17 protein-coding genes are annotated in these 20,783 nt (G+C 72.6%); 11 read left to right on the top strand and 6 right to left on the bottom strand.

All coding sequences use genetic code 11. From position 1 onward, the window contains the following. Positions 1-256: 256 nt before the first annotated feature. Both OG435_RS35995 and OG435_RS35990 read left to right on the top strand, forming a co-directional pair. On the top strand, positions 257-1,828 hold the full coding sequence (locus tag OG435_RS35995) for a DEAD/DEAH box helicase (protein WP_266883494.1): 1,572 nt from the start codon (positions 257-259) through the stop codon (positions 1,826-1,828). A gap of 62 nt (positions 1,829-1,890) precedes the next feature. After that, entirely contained in the window at positions 1,891-2,202 is a 312-nt protein-coding gene (locus tag OG435_RS35990; RefSeq protein ID WP_266883492.1) for an SCO5918 family protein, read from the top strand. A 111-nt stretch (positions 2,203-2,313) separates the two neighbouring features. On the opposite strand, the gene OG435_RS35985 is transcribed toward OG435_RS35990, so the two are convergent. The 4 genes from OG435_RS35985 to OG435_RS35970 all read right to left on the bottom strand — a co-directional run bounded on the left by OG435_RS35985 (position 2,314) and on the right by OG435_RS35970 (position 6,069). Then, positions 2,314-2,643, bottom strand: a complete 330-nt coding sequence (locus OG435_RS35985) for a hypothetical protein (RefSeq protein ID WP_266883490.1) — start codon at positions 2,641-2,643, stop codon at positions 2,314-2,316. Positions 2,644-2,691: 48 nt separating this feature from the next. Continuing rightward, positions 2,692-3,705 (bottom strand): TolB family protein, encoded by a 1,014-nt coding sequence (locus OG435_RS35980; RefSeq protein WP_266883488.1) that lies wholly within the window; start codon positions 3,703-3,705, stop codon positions 2,692-2,694. After that, complete coding sequence (locus tag OG435_RS35975; RefSeq protein WP_266883486.1) at positions 3,702-5,066, bottom strand: MFS transporter; 1,365 nt, start codon at positions 5,064-5,066, stop codon at positions 3,702-3,704. Before OG435_RS35975 ends, OG435_RS35980 begins: the two co-directional genes overlap by 4 nt. Before the next feature lie 127 nt (positions 5,067-5,193). Further along, positions 5,194-6,069, bottom strand: coding sequence for a glycosyltransferase (locus OG435_RS35970; protein ID WP_266883484.1), 876 nt, complete (start codon positions 6,067-6,069; stop codon positions 5,194-5,196). A 418-nt stretch (positions 6,070-6,487) separates the two neighbouring features. Between OG435_RS35970 and OG435_RS35965 the strand changes: the two genes are divergently transcribed. The 7 genes from OG435_RS35965 (at position 6,488) to OG435_RS35935 (ending at position 16,128) form a co-directional block, all read left to right on the top strand. Next, a complete protein-coding gene (locus OG435_RS35965; protein WP_266883482.1) occupies positions 6,488-7,594 on the top strand; it encodes a Gfo/Idh/MocA family protein in 1,107 nt (368 codons plus the stop codon). An 82-nt stretch (positions 7,595-7,676) separates the two neighbouring features. Further along, positions 7,677-8,681, top strand: coding sequence for an NAD-dependent epimerase/dehydratase family protein (locus tag OG435_RS35960; protein ID WP_266883480.1), 1,005 nt, complete (start codon positions 7,677-7,679; stop codon positions 8,679-8,681). Further along, on the top strand, positions 8,678-9,853 hold the full coding sequence (locus tag OG435_RS35955; protein WP_266883478.1) for a DegT/DnrJ/EryC1/StrS family aminotransferase: 1,176 nt from the start codon (positions 8,678-8,680) through the stop codon (positions 9,851-9,853). The genes OG435_RS35960 and OG435_RS35955 overlap by 4 nt, the downstream gene beginning before the upstream one ends. Beyond that, complete coding sequence (locus OG435_RS35950; protein ID WP_266883476.1) at positions 9,850-10,629, top strand: NeuD/PglB/VioB family sugar acetyltransferase; 780 nt, start codon at positions 9,850-9,852, stop codon at positions 10,627-10,629. The genes OG435_RS35955 and OG435_RS35950 overlap by 4 nt, the downstream gene beginning before the upstream one ends. Beyond that, on the top strand, positions 10,626-11,741 hold the full coding sequence (locus OG435_RS35945) for a DegT/DnrJ/EryC1/StrS family aminotransferase (protein WP_266883474.1): 1,116 nt from the start codon (positions 10,626-10,628) through the stop codon (positions 11,739-11,741). Before OG435_RS35950 ends, OG435_RS35945 begins: the two co-directional genes overlap by 4 nt. A gap of 44 nt (positions 11,742-11,785) precedes the next feature. Beyond that, positions 11,786-15,085, top strand: coding sequence for a DUF4082 domain-containing protein (locus tag OG435_RS35940; protein ID WP_266883472.1), 3,300 nt, complete (start codon positions 11,786-11,788; stop codon positions 15,083-15,085). Continuing rightward, positions 15,082-16,128 carry a glycosyltransferase family 2 protein gene (locus OG435_RS35935; protein ID WP_266883470.1) on the top strand — a complete coding sequence of 349 codons (1,047 nt, stop codon included), beginning with the start codon at positions 15,082-15,084 and terminating at the stop codon, positions 16,126-16,128. The genes OG435_RS35940 and OG435_RS35935 overlap by 4 nt, the downstream gene beginning before the upstream one ends. A 56-nt stretch (positions 16,129-16,184) precedes the next feature. Here OG435_RS35935 and OG435_RS35930 read toward each other — a convergent pair whose 3' ends face one another. Further along, positions 16,185-16,880, bottom strand: a complete 696-nt coding sequence (locus tag OG435_RS35930) for a hypothetical protein (RefSeq protein WP_266883468.1) — start codon at positions 16,878-16,880, stop codon at positions 16,185-16,187. 82 nt (positions 16,881-16,962) lie between these two features. On the opposite strand from OG435_RS35930, the gene OG435_RS35925 reads away from it, so the two are divergent. Further along, positions 16,963-19,017, top strand: a complete 2,055-nt coding sequence (locus OG435_RS35925; protein ID WP_266883466.1) for an O-antigen ligase family protein — start codon at positions 16,963-16,965, stop codon at positions 19,015-19,017. Further along, positions 18,942-19,934, top strand: coding sequence for a glycosyltransferase (locus OG435_RS35920; protein ID WP_266883464.1), 993 nt, complete (start codon positions 18,942-18,944; stop codon positions 19,932-19,934). Before OG435_RS35925 ends, OG435_RS35920 begins: the two co-directional genes overlap by 76 nt. Positions 19,935-19,944: 10 nt before the next feature. On the opposite strand, the gene OG435_RS35915 is transcribed toward OG435_RS35920, so the two are convergent. Continuing rightward, positions 19,945-20,766: a glycosyltransferase family 2 protein gene (locus OG435_RS35915; protein ID WP_266883462.1), complete on the bottom strand. Its 822-nt coding sequence runs from the start codon at positions 20,764-20,766 to the stop codon at positions 19,945-19,947. Positions 20,767-20,783: the final 17 nt, after the last annotated feature.

Raw genomic sequence — 20,783 nt, 5'->3', positions numbered from 1 at the left:
TGTGCGCGGCGCGGCAGGGGAAACCTGTACCGGCGCCCCACCGTTCGGCCGATGGACACGCTCTACGGCTCCCCACCCGGATGCGGCGCATTTTCCGCCGACACATAGGGTGATAATCCTTTATCTGACGTCGATCGAAGTTCGATTCGACTTCGTCATATTTTTTATGCTCCGGCTCATTCTTGTGAATCCTCGTGCGGCCAGATTTTCGCCGCCGAGAACTCCTCGATGTGCGCCGTATCGAGGAAGGTTCTGCATGAACCGTACGACCCGCATGAATGACCGGTCTTCGTCCTCCCGTACGGGTGGATCCAACAGCTCCTACGGCTCCTACGGCGGCTCCTCCGGCTCCGGCAGCCGCTCGTTCGGCAGCCGATTCGGCTCGTCCGCCCCCAGCCGCTCCAGCGGTCCCAAGCGCTCGGGTGGCGGCGGCTACGGGCGCCGTCCCGCCGCACCGCAGGGCGAGTTCGCCCTGCCGGTCACCGTGGTCCCCGCGCTGCCCGCCGTCGAGGCGTTCGCCGACCTGGCGATGCCGTCCCAGCTGCTTGCCACGCTCACCCGTGAGGGCATGACCACCCCGTTCCCGATCCAGGCGGCCACACTGCCGAACGGCCTCGCGGGCCGGGACGTCCTGGGGCGCGGCCGTACCGGCTCCGGCAAGACCCTGGCCTTCGGCCTCGCGCTGCTGGCCCGTACCGCCGGCCAGAGCGCCGAGTCGGGCCAGCCGCTCGCGCTGGTCCTCGTACCCACCCGTGAGCTCGCACAGCAGGTCACGGCGGCTCTCACGCCGTACGCCCGCGCCGTGAAGCTGAGGATCGCCACCGTCGTCGGCGGCATGCCGATCCACCGCCAGGCCGGCGCGCTGCGCGCCGGGGCCGAAGTGGTCGTCGCCACCCCGGGCCGCCTGAAGGACCTCATCCAGCGGGGTGACTGCCGGCTGAACCAGGTCGGGATCACCGTCCTGGACGAGGCCGACCAGATGGCCGACATGGGGTTCATGCCCCAGGTCACCGCGCTCCTCGACCAGGTGCGCCCCGAGGGCCAGCGGATGCTGTTCTCCGCCACCCTCGACCGCAACGTCGACCTGCTGGTCCGCCGCTACCTGACGGACCCCGTCGTGCACTCCGTGGACCCCTCGCAGGGCGCCGTCACCACGATGGAACACCACGTCCTGCACGTCCAGAACTTCGACAAGCAGGCCGCCACGACCGAGATCGCCGCCCGCGAGGGCCGCGTGATCATGTTCCTGGACACCAAGCACGGCGTGGACAGGCTCACCGAGCACCTGCTGAGCAACGGCGTGCGCGCCGCGGCGTTGCACGGCGGAAAGTCGCAGCCCCAGCGCACCCGTACCCTCACCCAGTTCAAGTCCGGGCACGTCAGCGTTCTCGTGGCCACGAACGTCGCGGCCCGCGGCATCCACGTGGACAACCTGGACCTCGTCGTCAACGTGGACCCGCCGACCGACCCCAAGGACTACCTGCATCGCGGCGGCCGTACGGCCCGCGCCGGTGAGTCCGGCAGCGTCGTCACCCTGGTCCTGCCCAACCAGCGCCGCGACATGGTCCGTCTCATGCAGGCTGCGGGGATCACCCCGCAGACCGCCCAGGTCCGCTCCGGCGAGGCCGAGCTGAGCCGGATCACCGGCGCCCAGACGCCGTCCGGCGTCCCGGTCGTCATCACGGCCCCGGTCACCGAGCGCCCGAGGGGGGGCGCCGGCGCCACCTCCCGCGGCCGCCGCAGCCGGCCCGCGCAGGACCGGCGCAGCAGGACCGGCACGACCGCCCGGGGCCCGCAGCGTCAGTCCCCGGCCGCCGCGGCGGCGTAGGTAGCCCCGCCCGGATCCTGCCGGACCGGGCACGGACGGTTCTCTTCTACCTGTGAGGCAGCATGCGCTTCGTCATCGCCCGCTTTCCGTTCGACCTGACCAAGGCCGGGGTCCTGGAATCGATGAAGGGCGTCAAGCCCGAACCGATCACCGCTGACTCGGTGGTCATAGGGCGTCGGTCCTACCCCGTGAAGCAGGTGGGCGCCGTCATCACCCGCCAGGACCGCCGCGACTTCACCGCCGCCGAGGTGATCCGGGCGCTGACCGCGCTGGGCTTCACCTGTCGCCCGCTCGAGACGGTCCCGGCGCCCGCCGTCGGCCTGACCCCGCTCGAGAAGGCGTCGGCCATGCTCGGCGCCCCCTCGGGCGTGTAGCGGAGCCGCGGGAACGACGCGTACGGAGCCCGGGGCCCCGGTCGGCTGCAGCCGACCGGGGCCCCGGGCCTTTGCGTGCCACCGGCTCAGGCGCCCGGGGTCAGGCCCGGCTCAGGCCCGGGTCCAGCGCGGGTGCGCCGTCGCCGCGGGGGCTGGCGGGGGTTCGGCTCCGTCCAGGCGCAGGCTGCGCAGGGTGGCCTCCGTCTCGCGCTGGAAGTGCGCGTAGGTGATCAGCCGCTCCCACAGCGGGTCGGGACGGCCCGGGACGGTGGCCCCGCGCGCCTCCCACTCGCGGGCGAGCTGCTCGAAGACGACCGCCCCGCCCGAGGGGGCGGCGCTGCCCGACTGCTGCCGGGGGATGCCCCGTGCCATCGCGGCGGGGGCGCGCTCGGGTGCCCGGTGCCGGGCCGGGGACGGGGAGACGGCGTGTGGAGTGCCCATGCCCGCCCCAACGATTCTGCGGGCCCCCCGGGTACGCCTCCCGGCGGATCAGCCCAGCCGGGTGGGCGACGAGGCCGCCGGAGCCAGGAGGCGCGGGGCTCCGGTGCCGTCCGCCGGGACCGTCCAGAGGTCCGTGGTGTCCACGGAACCCTCGGCGGGCAGGGCGTAGGCGAGCGTCCTGTCGTCGAGCCAGAGTGCCTGATCGTCCACGCTGCGCTTCTCCGTCAGCGGCTGCTCCCGCAACGTCCGCAGGTCCAGTACGTGTTCGCGCCACAGGGACGCGCCGCGCTGTACCCGCTTCTTGTACGCGACCCGGGTCTCGTCGGGGGAGAGGGACGGGCACTCGACGTTCGAGGCGAGGGTGGTGACGCTGCGCCGCGCGATCGAACCCTTCACCAGGTACGTCTGGTTGCCGGTGGCGAGCGTGGCGTAGAAGGTGTCGTCGTCCTTGGAGAAGGTGACGCCCCAGAAGTTGGCGTCGCTCGCGCTGTAGGGGCGGCCCTCCAGCTCGATGGCGAACTTCTCCAGGTCCGGTTCGAGCGTTCCCGTACGGGTGTCCACGATCGAGGTCCGGGTGGAGAAGAACGCGGAGCCGTAGGACTCCCCGGTGACGAAGACGGTCCAGGCGGCGAAGCGGCCGCTCGGGGAGACCCGGGCCCGCGAGGGGGTGCCCGCGAGCGGGAACTCGCGCCGCGTGCGCAGTTCGGAGTCGACGATCAGCGCCCGGTTGTCCTGGGCGAGTGCGCCCGGGGCGGAGCTCAGACAGACGCCGGTGCCGCCCGCGGCGTGGAACCGCAGGCAGGTGAGGCCCGAGGCGGTCCGTGCCTCCTGCGGTGAGCTGTCCGGTACGGAAACCAGGGCTCCGCGGTGCGGCCCCTGCGCGCCGTTGAGGAAGGCCAGAGCGCCGCGCCGGTCGAGCATGACCTTGCCCGGGGCGGCCGTCGGGTCGCCCGCGCGGGTCTGCTCCGAGCGGGCGGCGGCGCGCACCACCAGCACGCCGGCCAAGCCCCCGAGGAGCAGCACGGCCAGGGCGAGTAGGAGCAGCCGGCGTGAGCGCGTCATCGGTGTCCTCGGGGGCGTCGGGATTGCGGGGCCCCGGCGGTGTCGCCGTCCTGGGCCGTGGGGCGGAGTACGAATCCGGCGACGGCCGCGCAGCAGCACAGGCCGGCCGCGGCGGCGGCGAGCGCCTGTCCCGAGCCCAGGACCGTCCACGCGGCGCCGAAGGCCAGGGAGCAGCCGAAACGGGACAGGGCCTGGCCGGTGCCCACGAGCGCGATGCCGGTGGCCCGCAGCTTCGCGGGGACGGTCGCGGCCACGGCGGCGGGCAGCACCCCGTCGGTGGCGGCGTAGAACATGCCGTGCAGGGCGAGGACCAGGTAGGGGAGCGCGGGCAGGCCGGGGGCCCACAGGAGCAGCCCGTACCCGGCCAGCAGGAGGGCGTGCCCGGCGAGGAACACGGTGCGGCGTCCGACGCGGTCCGCGAGGGCGCCCGCCGGGACGGCCAGCAGCAGGAACACGGCCGCGGTGCCCAGGGGGAGCAGCGGGAACCAGCGCTCGCCGATGCCGGTGCGGTCCTGGAGCAGCAGGTACAGGAAGGCGTCGCTGACGGTGGTGAGCCCGAGCAGGGCCGCGCAGCCCGCCAGGGCGCGCAACCGGGGCAGCCGCAGCAGGCCCAGGGCGTCGCGCAGGTTCACCGCGTCCGGCTTCGGGGCGGAGGGCCGCCGCGAAGCCGGTACGGGTACCGGGGGAGCGGCGGGCTTCCGGCGGGCCGGGCGGGCGGGCCGCGGCTGCGCGCCGGACGGGACGAACAGCAGGAGCACCACGACACCGAGGGCGGCCACACAGGCGCTGACCCCGAAGACGGCGTCGTACCCGTCGACGGTCAGGCTCAGGATGAAGAACGCGGCGAGCGGCCCGAGCAGGGCCCCGGTGGTGTCCATGGTGCGGTGGACCCCGAAGGCCCGCCCCTGCAACTCCGGAGGCGTGGACAGGGAGATGAGCGCGTCGCGCGGGGCGGTGCGCAGGCCCTTTCCGGTGCGTTCCAGGGCCAGGATCAGTGCCACCGGGCCGAGGCTGTGGGCGAGCAGGAGCAGCGGCTTGCACAGGGCGGAGAGGCCGTAGCCGATGCCGGCGATGAGCTTGTGGTTGCGGATGCGGTCGGCGAGGTGGCCGCCGGTCAGCTGCACCAGCGCGCTGACCCCGTTGTACAGGCCGTCGAGCGCGCCGAAGCCGAGCGGGCTCAGGCCCAGTCCGGCGACGAGGTAGAGCGGCAGGACGGCGGTGACCATCTCGGAGGAGACATCGGTGATCAGGCTGACCGTGCCCAGTGCGAGGACGGTCGAGGCGACCGCGGGTGCGCGGACGGAGGATCCGTCGGCGGTGGTCTTCGCGTCCTCGGGCGCGGAGCGGTCCGCGAGGTACATGTCTTTCGAACTCCCGGTCGGGCGGCTGAACGGCGAGCCAGTCGTACGTGTGAATGGCACCCTAGTGGTTGTACGGGCCAACTGGGCCGCATACGGCGCGATCCGGCCGCTCGGCCCCGCGGCACGCTCAGCCCTGGCGGCTGCTCTCGTCGCGCAGCCAGGTGGAGAAGTCCCCGCTCCGGATGGCCTTGCGGGAGCCGCGGCGGGCCGCGAGGGCGGCGACGACGAACACCACCATCCCCGGGAGCAGCCGTGGTTGGGCCCGGAGCAGTGCCCGCAGGTCCCCCGTGCCGGTGCGCGCGGACGGTGCGGCCGCCTCCGGTCCGGAGGGCCGTGACGCCTGGAACCGCTCCAGTTCGGCGGAGGAAGTCGCCGCCCGCACCCGGCGTTTGATCAGGTCGCCCCAGGTGCGCGGTGGCAGGACCACGACCCTGGCCGACTCCACCACCTGCCGCTCTCCCGGCGCGAAGGCCAGGGACGCGGCCAGATCGTCGGCCATCAGCGGAGGCAGGGCGGCGAGCCGGGCGTGCCCCGCCTCGGACACGGCGATGACCCCGCGCCCGAACAGCCCCTCGCGAACGGCCGGGAGCAGCTGCCAGACCCGGTAGTACGCCCGGACGGGCCAGGCGCAGCCGGTAAGCGGAATGTCCCGCCCGGGGGCCGTGGCCAGGAGGGCCGGGCTGCCGGCGAGGGCGTCGGCCAGGGCCCGTACGTCGGCCGCGCCGACCACCACGTCGGCGTCCACGTAGAGGCGGGGGAAACCGTGCGCGTGCTTGTCCCCCACCCGAAGTGCCGTGTGTTTGGAAGGAGTCGGGATCTCGACCACCCGTACGCGGGAGCCACGGGCGGCGGCCACTGCGGCGGTGTCGTCCGTACAGCCGTTGCACACCACGACGATGTCGGGCCCGGTGGCCGGGGCCGCGGACGGGTCGGACAGGAGCGCGTCGAGGAGCCGGCCGATGACCCGCCCCTCGTTGTGGGCCGGGATCACGATGCTGGTCACCCCGGAAGTATGCACGGCCGAACGCCCGTACCGACCGTTTCCTCCAACTCTCCCCGGCCGTACGCCCCGTGGTCTAGATTGAACGCAGCCGACCGGATTCGGCATGCTTCGGCAATGCCGTGATCCACGCTGCAGTCCAGTCGGCACAGGGTAGTTGGGGCAGGTTTACGGGTTCGGCGGCTTGGGGGAACAGGCCGCCTGTCCGTGGCCGGCCGGCGCGAGGGGTGCCGGCCGGCCGGGGGGCGGAAGTACGTGGAACACGTACGGCATCGGTCGTGGGGGCCATCACCGTCGGCGGGTCACGCGCGGGTCGCACAGGCGCCCGGCATGCCCTCGGCGGCACTCCCTTCCTTCGCACGCGTCCCGGCCATGGGTCGTCGACACGCCCGCGGGCGTGCGCGGAAGGAAAGGGAATGCTGTGAAGGACACCGCGAAGGACGCCGGGCGGGACGCCGCGGGCGCAGGTGCGGGTGGCGGACGGACCGAGCCGTTAGGGGTCGCCGTCGTCGGAGCGGGCTACTGGGGCCCCAATCTCGTCCGCAACTTCCAGTCCAGTCCGGAGTTCAGGCTCCGCTGGCTCTGTGATCTGAACGTGGACCGGGCCCGGCAGGTGCTCGGCGGTTACTCGACGGTCCAGGCGACCGCGGACTACGCGGCGGTGCTGGCCGACCCCGAGGTGAAGGCCGTCGCCGTGGCGACCCCGGCCGGTACCCACCTGGACGTGGCGCTGGCCGCCCTGCGCGCCGGCAAGCACGTCCTCGTGGAGAAGCCGCTCGCCGCCACCTACGAGGACGGGCTGCGGCTGGTGAACGAGGCCGAGGAACGCGGTCTCACCCTGATGTGCGACCACACCTACTGCTACACCCCGGCCGTGGCCCGCATCCGGGACATGGTCCGCTCCGGCGAACTCGGCGACATCCAGTTCGTGGACTCGGTCAGGATCAACCTCGGACTGGTCCAGAAGGACATCGACGTCCTGTGGGACCTGGCCCCCCACGACCTCTCGGTGCTCGACTTCATCCTCCCGGACAACGTCCACCCGGTCGCGGTCGCCGCCCACGGGGCCGACCCGATAGGCGCCGGCCAGTCCTGCGTGGCCTATCTGACGCTCCAGCTGAACACGGGCGCCATCGCGCACGTCCACGTCAACTGGCTCTCCCCGGTGAAGGTCCGCACCACGATGGTCGGCGGCTCCAAGCGCACCCTGGTGTGGGACGACCTCAACCCCACCCAGCGCGTCGCGGTGTTCGACCGGGGCGTCGACCTCACGGCCCCGCAGGAGATCGGCGCGGACGAGCGCCGCGACATGCTCGTCTCCTACCGGACCGGCGACATGGTGGCACCCGCGCTCGGCGAGAAGGAGGCCCTGCGCAGCATGGTCGAGGAGTTCGCCGCGTCGATCAGGACGGGACGGGCGCCGCTCACCGACGGGCGGGCCGGGCTCCAGGTCCTCGACATCCTCGAAGCGGCCTCCCGCAGCCTGGAGTTCAAGGGCGCCGTCGTCGGACTGCGCACCGGCCGTTGAGCGCCCCGAACGCCGTCCGGGCCGCGTGCGGCGCGCCGGGCACAGCAGGGAACACCATGACCGACTCAGTAGGGGCAGGGCGTTGAGCAGCGTACGAGGCAAGAGGATTCTGGTCACCGGCGGAGCGGGCACGATCGGCTCGCACCTGGTGGACCTGCTGGTGGACAACGGGGCGCGCGAGATCGTCGTGCTCGACAACTTCGTACGGGGACGCACCGCCAACCTGGCCCGCGCCCTGCCGAGCGGGGTCGTGGACCTCGTCGAGGGCGATATCCGGGACATATCCGCGGTGCGCAAGGCGACCGAGGGAGCCGACTTCGTCTTCCACCTGGCGGCGATCCGGATCACCCAGTGCGCCGAGGAGCCGCGGCTGGCCAACGAGGTGATGGTCGACGGGACGTTCAACGTGCTGGAGGCCGCCGCGGCCGCCGGTGTGGGCAAGGTCATCGCCTCGTCCTCGGCCTCGGTCTACGGGATGGCCGAGTCCTTCCCGACCACCGAGCGCCACCACGCGTACAACAACGACACCTTCTACGGGGCCGCGAAGGCCTTCAACGAAGGCGTGCTGCGCAGTTTCCACGCCATGTACGGGCTGGACTACGTCGCACTGCGCTACTTCAACGTGTACGGCCCCCGGATGGACATCCACGGGCTCTACACCGAGGTGCTGATCCGGTGGATGGAGCGGATCGCCGCGGGCGAACCGCCGCTGATCCTCGGCGACGGCACCCAGACCATGGACTTCGTCGACGTCCGGGACATCGCCAGGGCCAACCTCCTGGCCGCCGAATCGGACCTGACCGACGAGGTGTTCAACGTCGCGAGCGGATCCGAGACCAGCCTGCTCGAGCTGGCCAACGGGCTCCTGGAGGCCATGGGCGCCGAGGGCCTGACGCCGGAGCACGGGCCGGCCCGCGCCGTGAACGGGGTGACCCGCCGGCTCGCCGACACCTCGCAGGCCGCCGAGCGCCTCGGCTTCACGGCCGGGATCGACCTGCGCAGCGGGCTGCGGGACCTGGTCGACTGGTGGCGGGCCGAGCGCGCCGCGGACGCGGAGGCCGCGACGGCCGCCGGAGCCGGCCGATGAGCGCCCAGGACGCCGGGGCCGGGGCCGCTCCCGCCACCCCCGCCCGGATCCCCGTCATGATCCCGTGGCTCGGTGAGGAAGAGGCGCGGGCCGCCGCCGACGCGGTCCTGTCCGGCTGGGTGGCCCAGGGACCCCGGGTCGCCGCGTTCGAACGGGCCTTCGCCGAGCGCGTGGGCGCCGAGCACGGCATCGCGGTGAGCTCGTGCACCACCGCCCTGCACCTCTCGCTGATCGCGCTCGACCTCGCCCCGGGCGACGAGGTCGTCATCCCCTCCCTGTCCTTCATCGCCACGGCGAACGCCGTGCGCTACGTGGGCGCCCACCCGGTGTTCGCGGACGTCGAGGAGGCCACCGGCAACCTGACCGCAGCCACCGTGGACGCCGTCCGCACCCCGCGCACCAAGGCGGTCATCGCCGTCCACCAGGGCGGGGTCCCGGCCGACGTGCACGCCCTGCGCGCCGCCTGCGCCGACTGGGGCATCGCCCTGGTGGAGGACGCCGCCTGCGGCATCGGCGCCACCGTGGGCGGCAAGTCGGTCGGCCAGGGGGCGCTGCTGGCCGCCTGGTCCTTCCACCCCCGCAAGGTGATCACCACCGGCGAGGGCGGCATGGTGACCACGGACGACGCCGCCTGGGCCGAGCGGCTGCGCCGGCTGCGCGAGCACGGCATGAACGTGTCCGCCGCGCAGCGGCACGCGAGCAGCAAGCCGATCGCCGAGAGCTACCTCGAGGTCGGCTACAACTACCGGATGACCGACATCCAGGCCGCGGTGGGCCTGGTGCAACTGGGCAAACTGGACGAGATCGTGGCCCGCAGGCGGTTCCTCGCCGCCCGCTACGCGCGGCTCCTCGCCGGTGTCCGTGGTCTGACCCCGGTCCGGGACCCCGGTCACGGCGAGGGAAACTTCCAGTCGTACTGGGTGCTCCTGGCCGAGGACTTCCCCGTCGGCCGCGACGAGTTGCTCGCGGTGCTCGCCGAGGCCGGGATCTCGGCCCGGCGCGGGATCATGGCCTCCCACCTGGAGCCGGCGTACGCCGGTCACGGTGCGGCGGCGCTGCCGGTGACCGAGCGGATCACCCGCGACTCGCTGATCCTGCCGCTGTTCCACACCATGACCGAGGAGCAGCAGGACCGGGTGGTGGCGGTGCTGCGCGAACAGGCCGACGGATGACCGCCGCCGTCACCGGGGCCGCGGCGACCGAGGACCTGCTGATCGTCGGCGCGGGCGGTTTCGCCCGGGAGACGGCCCAGGCCGTACGGGACGCGGCCGCCGCCGACCTGGCGGCGGACCGGGTCCCGCGCTGGCGGCTCGCCGGGCACCTCGACGACGATCCGGCCCTGCACGGGCGGGAGGTCGACGGGGTTCCCGTGCTGGGCGGCAGCGCGCTGGTGCACGAACGCCCGGACGCCCGCGCGGTGGTCTGCGTCGGCAGCCCCCGCGACTACGGGGTACGGGCCCGCCTGGTGCGGCGCCTGGCCCTGCCCGAGAGCCGGTACGCCACCGTGGTCCACCCCACGGCGGCGCTCTCCGGTTCCTCGGTCCTCGGGCCGGGCACGGTGCTCCTCGCGCACTGCGTACTGACGGCCGCGGTACGGGTCGGGGCCCATGTGGCGGTCATGCCGCACGTGGTCCTCACCCACGACGACGAGGTCGGGGACTTCGCCACCCTGGCCTCCGGGGTCCGCCTCGGGGGCGGGGTCCGGCTGGGGCGCGGGGCCTACGTGGGCGCCGGCGCGCTGGTCCGGGAGTACACCGAGGTCGGCGCCTGGTCGCTGACCGGGATGGGAAGCACGGTCCTGGCCGACGTACCGGCCGGCGAGGTGTGGGCCGGAAGCCCCGCCCGCCGGCTGCGCGAGGCGGGGGGCCCGGCGCTCGACGAGCTGCGGGCCGATGAGTTGGAGACCGGCCGCGGGCCGGAGACACGGATGGGGAGCACAGCCGCATGAACCAGATACCGCTCGTCGACCTGAAGGCAGCGCACGCCGAGGTCGCGGACGAATTACGTGCGGGATTCGACCGGGTCCTGGCCGACACCGCCTTCATCGGCGGCGAGGAGGTCCGGGCCTTCGAGCGCGAGTACGCGGCCTTCGCCGGGGTCGGACACTGCGTCGGCGTGGCCAACGGCACCGACGCCCTGGAACTGGCCCTGCGGGCGAGCGGAGTGGGCGTCGGCGACGAGGTCGTCCTGCCCGCGAACACCTTCATCGCCACCGCCGGAGCCGTCGCCCGGATCGGCGCCAAGCCGGTGCTGGCCGACTGCCTCCCCGACACCCTGCTGCTGGACCCGCAGGCCGCGCTCGACGCGGTGACCCCGGCCACCCGCGCGGTGGTCCCGGTCCACCTGTACGGGCAGTGCGCCGACACCGGCGCGCTGGCCGCGGGCCTGCCCTCGTACGCGAAGATCGTCGAGGACGCCGCGCAGAGCCAGGGCGCCTCCCGCGAGGGCCGCACCCCCGGCAGCGGCGGGATCGCCGCGACCAGCTTCTACCCGGGCAAGAACCTCGGCGCCTACGGGGACGCCGGCGCGGTGGTGACCGACGACGAGGAGGCCGCCGACCTGGTCCGGGCGCTGGCCAACCACGGCGGCGTCGCCAAGTACCGGCACGACGTGGCCGGTTTCAACAGCAGGCTCGACGGTCTGCAGGCCGTCGTGCTGCGGGCCAAACTGGCCCGGCTCGCCGGGGGGAACGAGGCCCGCCGGGCCGCCGCCGCCCGCTACGACGCGCTGCTCGCGGACCTGGCGGCCACCGGCCGCCTCACCCTGCCGGTCACGGCTCCGGGCAACGTGCACGTCTGGCACCTGTACGTCATCCGGGTCAGCGGAGCGGACCGCGACGCGGTCGTCGGCAAGCTCAACGCCGAGGGCATCGGCGCGGGCGTGCACTATCCGGCCCCGGTCCACCTCACTCCGGCCTTCGCCCACCTCGGCCGCGGCCGCGGGGCCTTCCCGCACGCGGAGCTGGCGGCCGACCGGATGCTCTCCCTCCCTCTCTTCCCGCAGATCACCGCCGCCCAACAGCAGCGGGTCGTGGTCGCGCTCTCAGCAGCGCTGCGCTGACGCCAGGCGTCGCATCACCCCAGGCACTCCCAAATGAGGTTCGGATGAACAGACGGACAAGGCTGCTGCGGTACGGGCTCTTCACCGTGGTGGCGGCCCTGATGGCGGCGGCGCTGCCGCCATCGGTGGCGGTCGCGGCGGACCCGTGCGGCCCCGGCTCCAATGCGATCGTGTGCGAGAACTCGAAGGCGGGCACACCGATGTCCGACTGGTTCGCACCCAGCGCCTACGGCGACATCAAGGGCTTCCCGGCCAAGGAGAGCGTGCAGGCGGGCGAGACCCTGCAGTTCAAGGTCCAGTCGCCGACCGCCTACAAGGTCTCGGTCTACCGGCTCGGCCACTACGGAGGTGACGGGGCCCGGCTGATGTCGACCGCGGCCCAGGCCGCCCAGACCTACCCGGCCAACTTCCCGCAGAGCGGCAATCCGGCGGCCTGCACGAAGAAGGCCTCCACCGGGCTGGTCGACTGCGGCAACTGGCCGGTCACCGCCAACTGGACGGTGCCCTCCGACGCCGTCTCCGGCCTCTACATCGTCAACTTCGACCAGGCGGACGGCAACGGGGTCATGCCCTACCCGTTCGTGGTCCGCAACGACTCCAGTCACTCCGACATCGTCGTGCAGACCAGTGACCAGACCTGGCAGGCGTACAACAACTACGGCGGCCAGGACCTGTACGACGGCGCCGGCCCCGCCCCCGACGGCCGTGCCTACGAGGTCAGTTACAACCGGCCGATGGACATCGGCGGTGAGAACGGCATCTACGGGTCCGAGTACCAGATGGTCGCCTGGCTGGAGCGCAACGGGTACGACGTCAGCTACATGTCGGGCATCGACATGTCGACCAAGGGCGCGACCCAGCTGCAGAACCACAAGGTGTTCATGTCCTCGGGGCACGACGAGTACTGGACCCAGGACCAGTTCACCAACGCCCTGAACGCTCGCCACGCGGGCGTCAACCAGACCTACTTCGCCGGCAACGAGGTCTTCTGGAAGACCCGTCTGGCCCCCAGCATCGACGGGGCCAACACGGCCAACCGGACCCTGGTCTGCTACAAGGAGACCAAGCTCTCCTTCCCGCAGCCCAACGGCATCCCCGACCCGAGCGGCATCTGGACCGGCACCTTCATGGACCCGGCCAGCGCCACGAACGGCCGCCCCTACCAGCCGCAGAACCAGGTCACCGGCTCCCTGTTCAGCGTGAACGGCTACCGCAGCGACGCGATCACCGTCCCCGGCGCGTACGCCAAGATGCGGCTGTGGCGGAACACCACCGTCGCGAACCTGACCCCCTCCCAGACCGCCACCTTCCCCGTCGGCACGCTCGGCTACGAGTGGGACAGTGACGTGGAGGACGCGGCGCGCCCGGCCGGGCAGATCGCGATGTCGTCCACCACGGTGGACATCACCGACGGCAAGTACCGCCTCGACTACGGGAACACGTACGGCAACGGGACCGCGACGCACAGCCTGGTCGCGTTCCGGGACCAGACCTCGGGCGCCCTGGTCTTCGGCTCCGGCACCGTGCAGTGGTCCTGGGGCCTGACCAACATGCCGACCGGGAACCCGGACGACGCGGTGGTCACCGAGGACAAGCGGATGCAGCAGGCGACGGTCAACATCTTCGCCGACATGGGGGTCCAGCCCAAGTCCCTGCAGAGCAACCTGCTCACGGCCACCGCCTCCGCGGACCACACCGGCCCGGTCATCACCGTGACCAGCCCCGCGGCGAACGCCACGGTGCCCGCCCTGAGGCCCGTCACCATCACGGGCACCGCCTCCGACAGCGGCGGCGGAGTCGTCGCCCGCGTGGAGGTCTCCACCGACGGCGGAACCACCTGGAAGGCCACCACGGGCGTCGGGTCCTGGAGCTACAAGTGGACCCCGACCACCCCCGGTTCCGCGTCGATCAAGGTCCGCGCGGTGGACGACAGCGTCAACATCGGTGCCACCACCACCGTTCCGCTGACCGTGGGCCCCCAGCAGTGCCCCTGCACCGTCTGGCCCGCAGCGGCCGTGCCGGGCACGGTGAACGCCGGAGACGGCAGCGCCGTGGAACTCGGCGTCAAGATCCGCTCCTCGGTGCCCGGTTCGATCACGGGCGTCCGCTTCTACAAGTCCCCGGCCAACACCGGCACCCACACGGGCAGCCTGTGGAGCAACTCCGGCCAGCGCCTGGCCACGGGCACCTTCACCAACGAGACGGCCTCGGGCTGGCAGCAGCTCAACTTCTCCTCGCCGATCCCCGTCAAGGCCAACACCACCTACATCGCCTCCTACTTCGCCCCCAACGGCGGATACTCCTACGACACCACCTTCGCCTCGGCCGACGCCGGGCTGGCCCCGTTCACCGCGCTCAAGAGCGGCACCGACGGCGGCAACGGCGTCTACCGCTACAGCGGCACCGGCGGCTTCCCCTCCACCGCCTCCTCCGGCAGCAACTACTGGGTGGACGCGGTCCTGGACACGGCAACCGCCAGCACGACGCCCCCCACCGTCACCTCGACCAGCCCGCAGTCCGCGGCGACCGGTACCGCGATCACCGCGACGGTGAAGGCCACCTTCAACGCGGCCGTGGACGCCGACACCCTGGTGTTCACCGTCAAGGACCCCGGCGGCGCCACCGTCCCGGGCAGCAAGGTCCTCGACGTGTCCAACAGCGCCACCTTCACCCCCTCCAGCGAACTGGCACTGGGCACCACCTACACGGCGTCGGTCCAGGTGGCCGATCTGTGGGGCAACGCCATGGCCGCGCCGGTCACCTGGACCTTCACCACCAGCACGAGCCCGCCGGCGGTGAACTGCCCCTGCACCCTGTGGGGTCCGAACGCCACCCCGACCACCGCCAACGTCAACGACGACACCAACTCCGTGGAACTGGGCACCCGTTTCCAGTCCACGGTCGGCGGCTACGTCACCGGCATCACCTTCTACAAGGGCCCGGGGAACACCGGAACGCACACCGGCAGCCTGTGGTCCGCCAACGGCACGCTCCTGGCCACCGGAACCTTCGGCAGCGAGACCCTGTCCGGCTGGCAGCAGCTGCACTTCACCACCCCGGTGGCCGTCACCGCGAACACCGAGTACGTGGCCTCGTACCACGCGCCGAACGGCAAGTACGCCGTGGACGGCGGCTACTTCGGCGCCGCGCACCGTTCCTACCCGCTGGTGGCCCCGGCCGACGGCGGCGGCGCGGGCAACGGCAACGGCCTCTACAAGTACGGGTCGGCCACGGTCTTCCCGAACAACACCTTCGGATCGGTGAACTACTGGGTCGGCCCGGTCTTCACCACCACGCCCCCCGCCCCGCTCACGGAGGGATCCACGGAGGTGCCCGGCCAGTGAGCACCGTCAGCGTGGTGATCCCCTGCTACAAGTACGGCCACTTCCTGGCCGACTGCGTCAAGAGCGTCCTGGACGAACAGGAAGGCGTCGACGTACGGGTACTGATCATCGACGACGCCTCCCCCGACGACTCCGCGGAGGTCGCGCGCGCCCTCGCGGCGGCCGACCCCCGGATCGAGGTCCGGGTCCACGAGAAGAACCAGGGCCACATCGCCACCTACAACGAGGGCCTGCTGGAGTGGGCGGACGGGGACTACGTCGCCCTGCTCTCCGCCGACGACCGGCTGGTCCCCGGCGCCCTGGTGCGCGCCGCGGCCCTGCTCGACGCCCACCCGCAGGCCGGTTTCGCCTACGGCAGGCCGCTGCGGTTCCAGCACGGCGGGCCGCTGCCCGCGGCCCGTACCCGGTCCACCGGCTCGGTGGTCTATCCGGGCCGGTGGTGGCTGGAGCGGCGCTTCCGGGAAGGCACCGGGTGCATCACCTCACCCGAGGTGGTCGTGCGCACCAGCCTCCAGCGGAAGGTCGGGGGCTACGACCCGGACCTTCCGCACGCCGGGGACATCGAAATGTGGATGCGGCTCGCGGCCCACGCCGACGTGGGCTACGTCCGCGGCGCCGACCAGGCCTTCTACCGGGTTCACGGCAACAACATGTCCACCACGGACTTCGGCGGTCAGCTCGACGACCTGCGCCAGCGCCTCGTCGCCTTCGACTCGGTGCTGGAGAAGTGCGGCGGCCTGCTCCCGGAGGCGGGCCGGCTGTCCACGGCGGCCCGCACCCGGCTCGCCCGGTACGCGCTGCGGCGCGCCTACCGGGCGTACGACCGCGGGCGCACCGGGGTGGTCCCGGTCGAGGAGTTGGAGGCTTTCGCCGCCGAGTGCCTGCCTCGGTACACCTCGCTCGCCGAGTACGGGGCCCTGCGCCGGCGGCGGCGGATCGGGGCCCGCGTGATGCCGTACCTCCAGCCACTGGTGCTCTCGGCCGTCGCCGACCGGGGACGCGAATGGCTCTGGTGGCAGTCCTGGAAGCGCCGAGGGATCTGATGACAACGCACCACCGCCCCGAACCAGGGGCGTTGGCGGCCGGGCGGCCCGCTGTATCAGCGGGCCGCCGCGGTCGCCGGCACGGGACTCGCGTCCCGCTCCTGCCCGCCGTCCCCGGCGCCGGCGCGAACGCGCCGGCGCCGGGCGCGGCCCGCCAGGAACCGATCGGTCCACACCGCGCAGGCCACCCCGGCGACCAGGGCCAGGAGCGCCGTCCCGGCCAGTCCGCGGCTCTTGGTCCCGAGCTGTGCCACCGCGGACGGCGCGACGAGCAGCGTGACGCTCATCCGCCCCGCCGCCGGGATCTTCTGCTCGGCCTGCATGTCCGAGAGGTGCTTCCCGTAGACCTCGACGACCGCTCGCACCGAGCGGTCGGCCGTGGCCGGGTCCGTGTGCTCCGCCTGGACCTGGAGGGAGGGGATCAGATAGCGCGGGGTGACGCTCGTACCGCTGTTGCGCGGGATCAGCCGGTAGGTGCCCGCCACCCCGGCGGCGCGCAGTTCGGCCTCCCCGTCGGCGGAGTCCAACTGCTCCACCACGGCGAGGGACACGGCGGCCAGCGGCGGCTGCAGATTGGCCAGCTGGTTCGGCTGGTTGCTGGTCACCGGCGGCTTGAGGACGACGATCGCGGTGCTCACGTAGGTCGTGGTGGGCCGGAGCACCTGGAGGGCCCCGACGGCCGCGAGCGCTGCCGCCAGGACCAGCACGTACCAGCGGCGGCGCAACGTGCGGAACAGCTCACCAGGCGACACAGGATTCCTTCCGTCGTGTTCGATCTTCCCAGGACGCCGGCCAACACGCCAACGGTTCCCGGGCAGTTGCGAGGGAGCGTTCGTGAACATCGGTGAGATAGGAGCCGTACTGCGGCGTCGCTGGTACGTCATGGCGCCCCTGACCCTGTGCGGAGTCCTCGCGGGAGTGCAGCTCTACCAGTCGGTTCCGGTGGCCTACCAGTCCCAGAGCTCGGTGGCGCTGCTCGACTCCACGGCCGTGGCCGAACTGGCCCCCACCTTCGGCAACCCCATCGCGAACGCGGGCGGTTCGCTCGTGGTGACCGCCGACGTGCTGATCAGGACCCTATCGGGCGCGGACGCGGCCCGGGCCCTGCAAGGGCTCGGGGTGACCGACCCCTACACGGTCGGCTTCGCCGCGAACGCCTCGGGACCGATGCTCACGCTGACCGTCACGGGCACCAACCGGGCGAAGGTGCTCAAGGAGACCACCACGCTCACCGACTTCGCCGGGGAGCAGCTCGATGCCCTCCAGTCGGCGGCGAAGGTCAAGCGCCAGTACTACGTGCAGGCCGCCCCCGTGGTGCTGCCGCAGACCCCGAAACCGCAGCTCAAGGCCCGCTATCAGCAGGTCCTCGCCGTGCTCATCGCCGGCCTGGTCGCCGGATTCACCGCCTCCTTCGTCCTCGAGAGCCTGCTGGCGAGCCGCCGGCGGAGGCGTGAGGCCGCAGAGGCGGCGGCCGGCCAGGCCGGCAAGAACACGCCGCGCGTGCGCAAGCGGACGCGCCACCGCGAGCTGGACGCCACCGCGCTGCTCACCGGCTATCTGGGGATGGCCTTCTTCATCCCCTCGAACCTGACCCTGCCGGGCCTCGGGGGCGTGGGCACCCCGGCCAACGTCTTCGCGCTCCTGGCCCTGTTCTGGTACCTGGCGACCTGGCTGACCGGCCGGATCAGACCGACCCCCGGCACCCGGCTGCCCCGGGTCGCCATGTGGCTGCTGGCCGTCTCCGTCCTGGCCTCGTACCTGGCGAACGCCTCCCGGGGCAGCTCGCACAAGGAGGTGCTGGGCGCCGACCGCGGGCTGATCGGACTGCTGGTCTGGGTGTCGCTGGTGGTGCTGATCACCGCGGGGATCCAGGACCGGGCCCGCCTGGACGTGCTGCTGCGGCGGGCCGTCGTGATGGGGGCGGTGGTCGCCGCCATCGGCTACTACGACTTCTTCACCGCGACGAACATCGCCGAGAAGATCAGCATCCCGGGTCTCCAGTCGAGCGTCGCGCAGATCACCACCCTGGACCGCGGGGCGTTCACCAGGCCCCGCTCGACCACCGCGCAGCCCCTGGAGTTCGGCGGCATGCTCGCCCTGCTGCTGCCCTTCGCGATCCAGCAGGCCTTCGATCCGGTCCGGGCGCACCTGAAACGCTGGCGCCGCTGGGCGCCGGTGGCGCTGATGGGCGGCGCCCTGCCGCTGACGGTGTCGCGGACCTCCATCATCGGCGCCCTCATCGTGGTCCTGGTGATGGTCCCGCGGTGGAAGCCGCAGCGCCGCTGGACCACCTTCGGGCTGCTGCTCGGCTCGGTGGCCGTCTTCAAGGTCATGGTCCCCGGACTGATCGGCACGATCACCACGCTCTTCGCGTCCTTCGTGTCGAACTCCGACAGCAGCACCCAGGCCCGCACCGTCAAGTACAGCGCGATCGTGCCCTACCTGGAGGAGCGCCCGCTGTTCGGCCGGGGGCTGGGCACCTTCACCCCGGACCTCTACTTCTTCACCGACAACCAGTACATGCTGACCCTGGCCGAGATGGGCCTGCTGGGTCTGCTCGCGCTCCTGGCGCTCTTCTTCACCGGAATCCACCAGGGCGGCGCGATCCGCCGTCTCGCCGCCGGCGAGTCCGACCGGGAGCTGGGCCAGGCCTTCTTCGCCTCGGCCCTCGTCGCCCTGGTCAGCGCGGCCACCTTCGACGCCCTCAGCTTCCCGATGTTCGCCGGGATGTTCTTCCTCACGATCGCCGCCGGCGGCAGCTACCTCGGCTTCATACGGCGCGCCGCGCCCGAGCCCCGAACCTTGGAGAACCCGTGCCCTCCGACAGCACAGCTTCCAGCCCCGCAGCCGACCGCCGCCCGGACCGGCCGGATGCAGCCGGCCCCGTAGCCGTCCTCGTCGTCACCTGGAACAGTGCCAAGGTGATACCCGGGTTCCTCGCCTCCCTGCCGCAGGGCATGGCCGGGGTCGACTGGCGGCTGGTCGTCGCCGACAACGACTCCGCCGACGACACCGTCGAGATGATCCGGTCGCTGGCACCGGAGGCCACGATCGTCCAGACGGGCCGCAACGCCGGCTACGCCGCCGGGGTGAACGCGGCCCTGGAGGCCGCCGCCGGATGGGACGGCGGCTTCAGCGTCGGCCTGGTCTGCAACCCGGACCTGCGGATGCGGGAGGGCTGCGCGCGGCACCTCGTCGGCGCGCTCGGCTCTCCCGTCGACGGCGGGGCGGGCCGGGTCGGGATCAGCGTCCCACTGCTGTACGAGGAGGACGGGACGCTGCACTACTCGCTGCGCCGGGAGTCGCGCGTGACCCGCGCCCTGGGCGAGGCCGTGATCGGCAACCGCCGCGCGGGACGCTTCCCGCGATGGAGCGAGCTGGTCACCGATCCGGCCGCGTACCGGAGCCGTACGGTCGCCGACTGGGCGTCCGGCGCCATGATGGCGCTCTCCCGGGAGTGCCTGGACGCCTGCGGAGCCTGGGACGAATCGTTCTTCCTGTACTCGGAGGAGACCGAGTACTGCCTGCGGGCCGGGGACCACGGCTTCGTCACGCGGCTCGAACCGGCCGCCTCGGCCGTCCACCTCGGCGGGGAGTCGCAGGTCTCCCCGCGGCTGTGGACCCTGCTGACCCTCAACCGCGTACGCCTCTACGGCCGCCGGAACTCGGCCCCGGCCACCGCGGCCTTCCGCGCTGCCGTGCTGCTACGGGAGACCTCCCGGGCGGCGCTCGGCCGGCCGGCCAACCGGGCCGCGGCGCGGGCCCTGGTCAGCCGGACCGCGCTGCACGCGACGCCGGGGCCCTGAGCGGGCGGGTCTAGGAGGCGGGGGACGGGCCGGCCGGTGCCGACCCGTCCCACGCGGTCCAGAAGCTCTCCGGGTTGACCAGGTAGCGGACGGTGGGACGGGGCAGGTGGCGGACCTCGTGGCGCCGGCTGTAGCGGCGTACGAGCTCCCAGTCCTCCCGGGGCAGCACCTCGGGGGTCCGCCGCAGGCGGCTGAAGTGCAGGGCCGGGGTGCGGCGCGCCACGAAGGCATTGGTGTCCAGGAAGGCCTCGTGCGCGGAGCGGCGCCGGTCGAAGGGCACCGACAGCACGTCCCGCTGGGTCCCGTCGGGCAGCACCCTGCGCAGCGCCGTGTACACCGCGTCCGGTCCGCCCGGGGACTCCAGGACCGTCAGGGCCTGCTCCAGATGGTCGGGCTCCCAGAGGTTGTCGTCGTCCAGGAAGGCCACGTACCGCGAGCGGCTCAGCCGTATCCCTACGTTGCGCACCACTCCGGCGGTGGCCGTGTTGCGGGCCAGCGACACCGCGAAGAGCCGTGGATCCGCGGGGAGTTCGGGCAGCCCGGCGCCGTCGTCCACGACGAGGACCACCTGGTCGAACACGGTCTGCGCCAGGGCCGAGCGCACGGCCTCGCGCAGGGCCTCGGGACGCCGGTGGGTGGCGATCACGGTGGCCACCAGGGCGGACGGCGGCCGCTCCAGGAGCGATCCGAGCCGAGTGGTCTCGGCGTTCTCGAACCGGCGCAGCCGCAGGGCGGAGGGGGCCAGCACGAGCTTGTTCCTGGCCTCGAAGAGCACCAGCCAGCCGAAGGCCCGCTTGAGCAGCTCCCAGGGGGCCCGGGCGATGCGGCGCATGTCATGTCCTCTCGGTG

The organism is Streptomyces sp. NBC_01264 (assembly GCF_026340675.1).
Lineage (GTDB): Bacteria > Actinomycetota > Actinomycetes > Streptomycetales > Streptomycetaceae > Streptomyces.
Note: the sequence above shows the minus strand (reverse complement) of the source record. Positions and strands in the feature narration are given on the sequence as shown.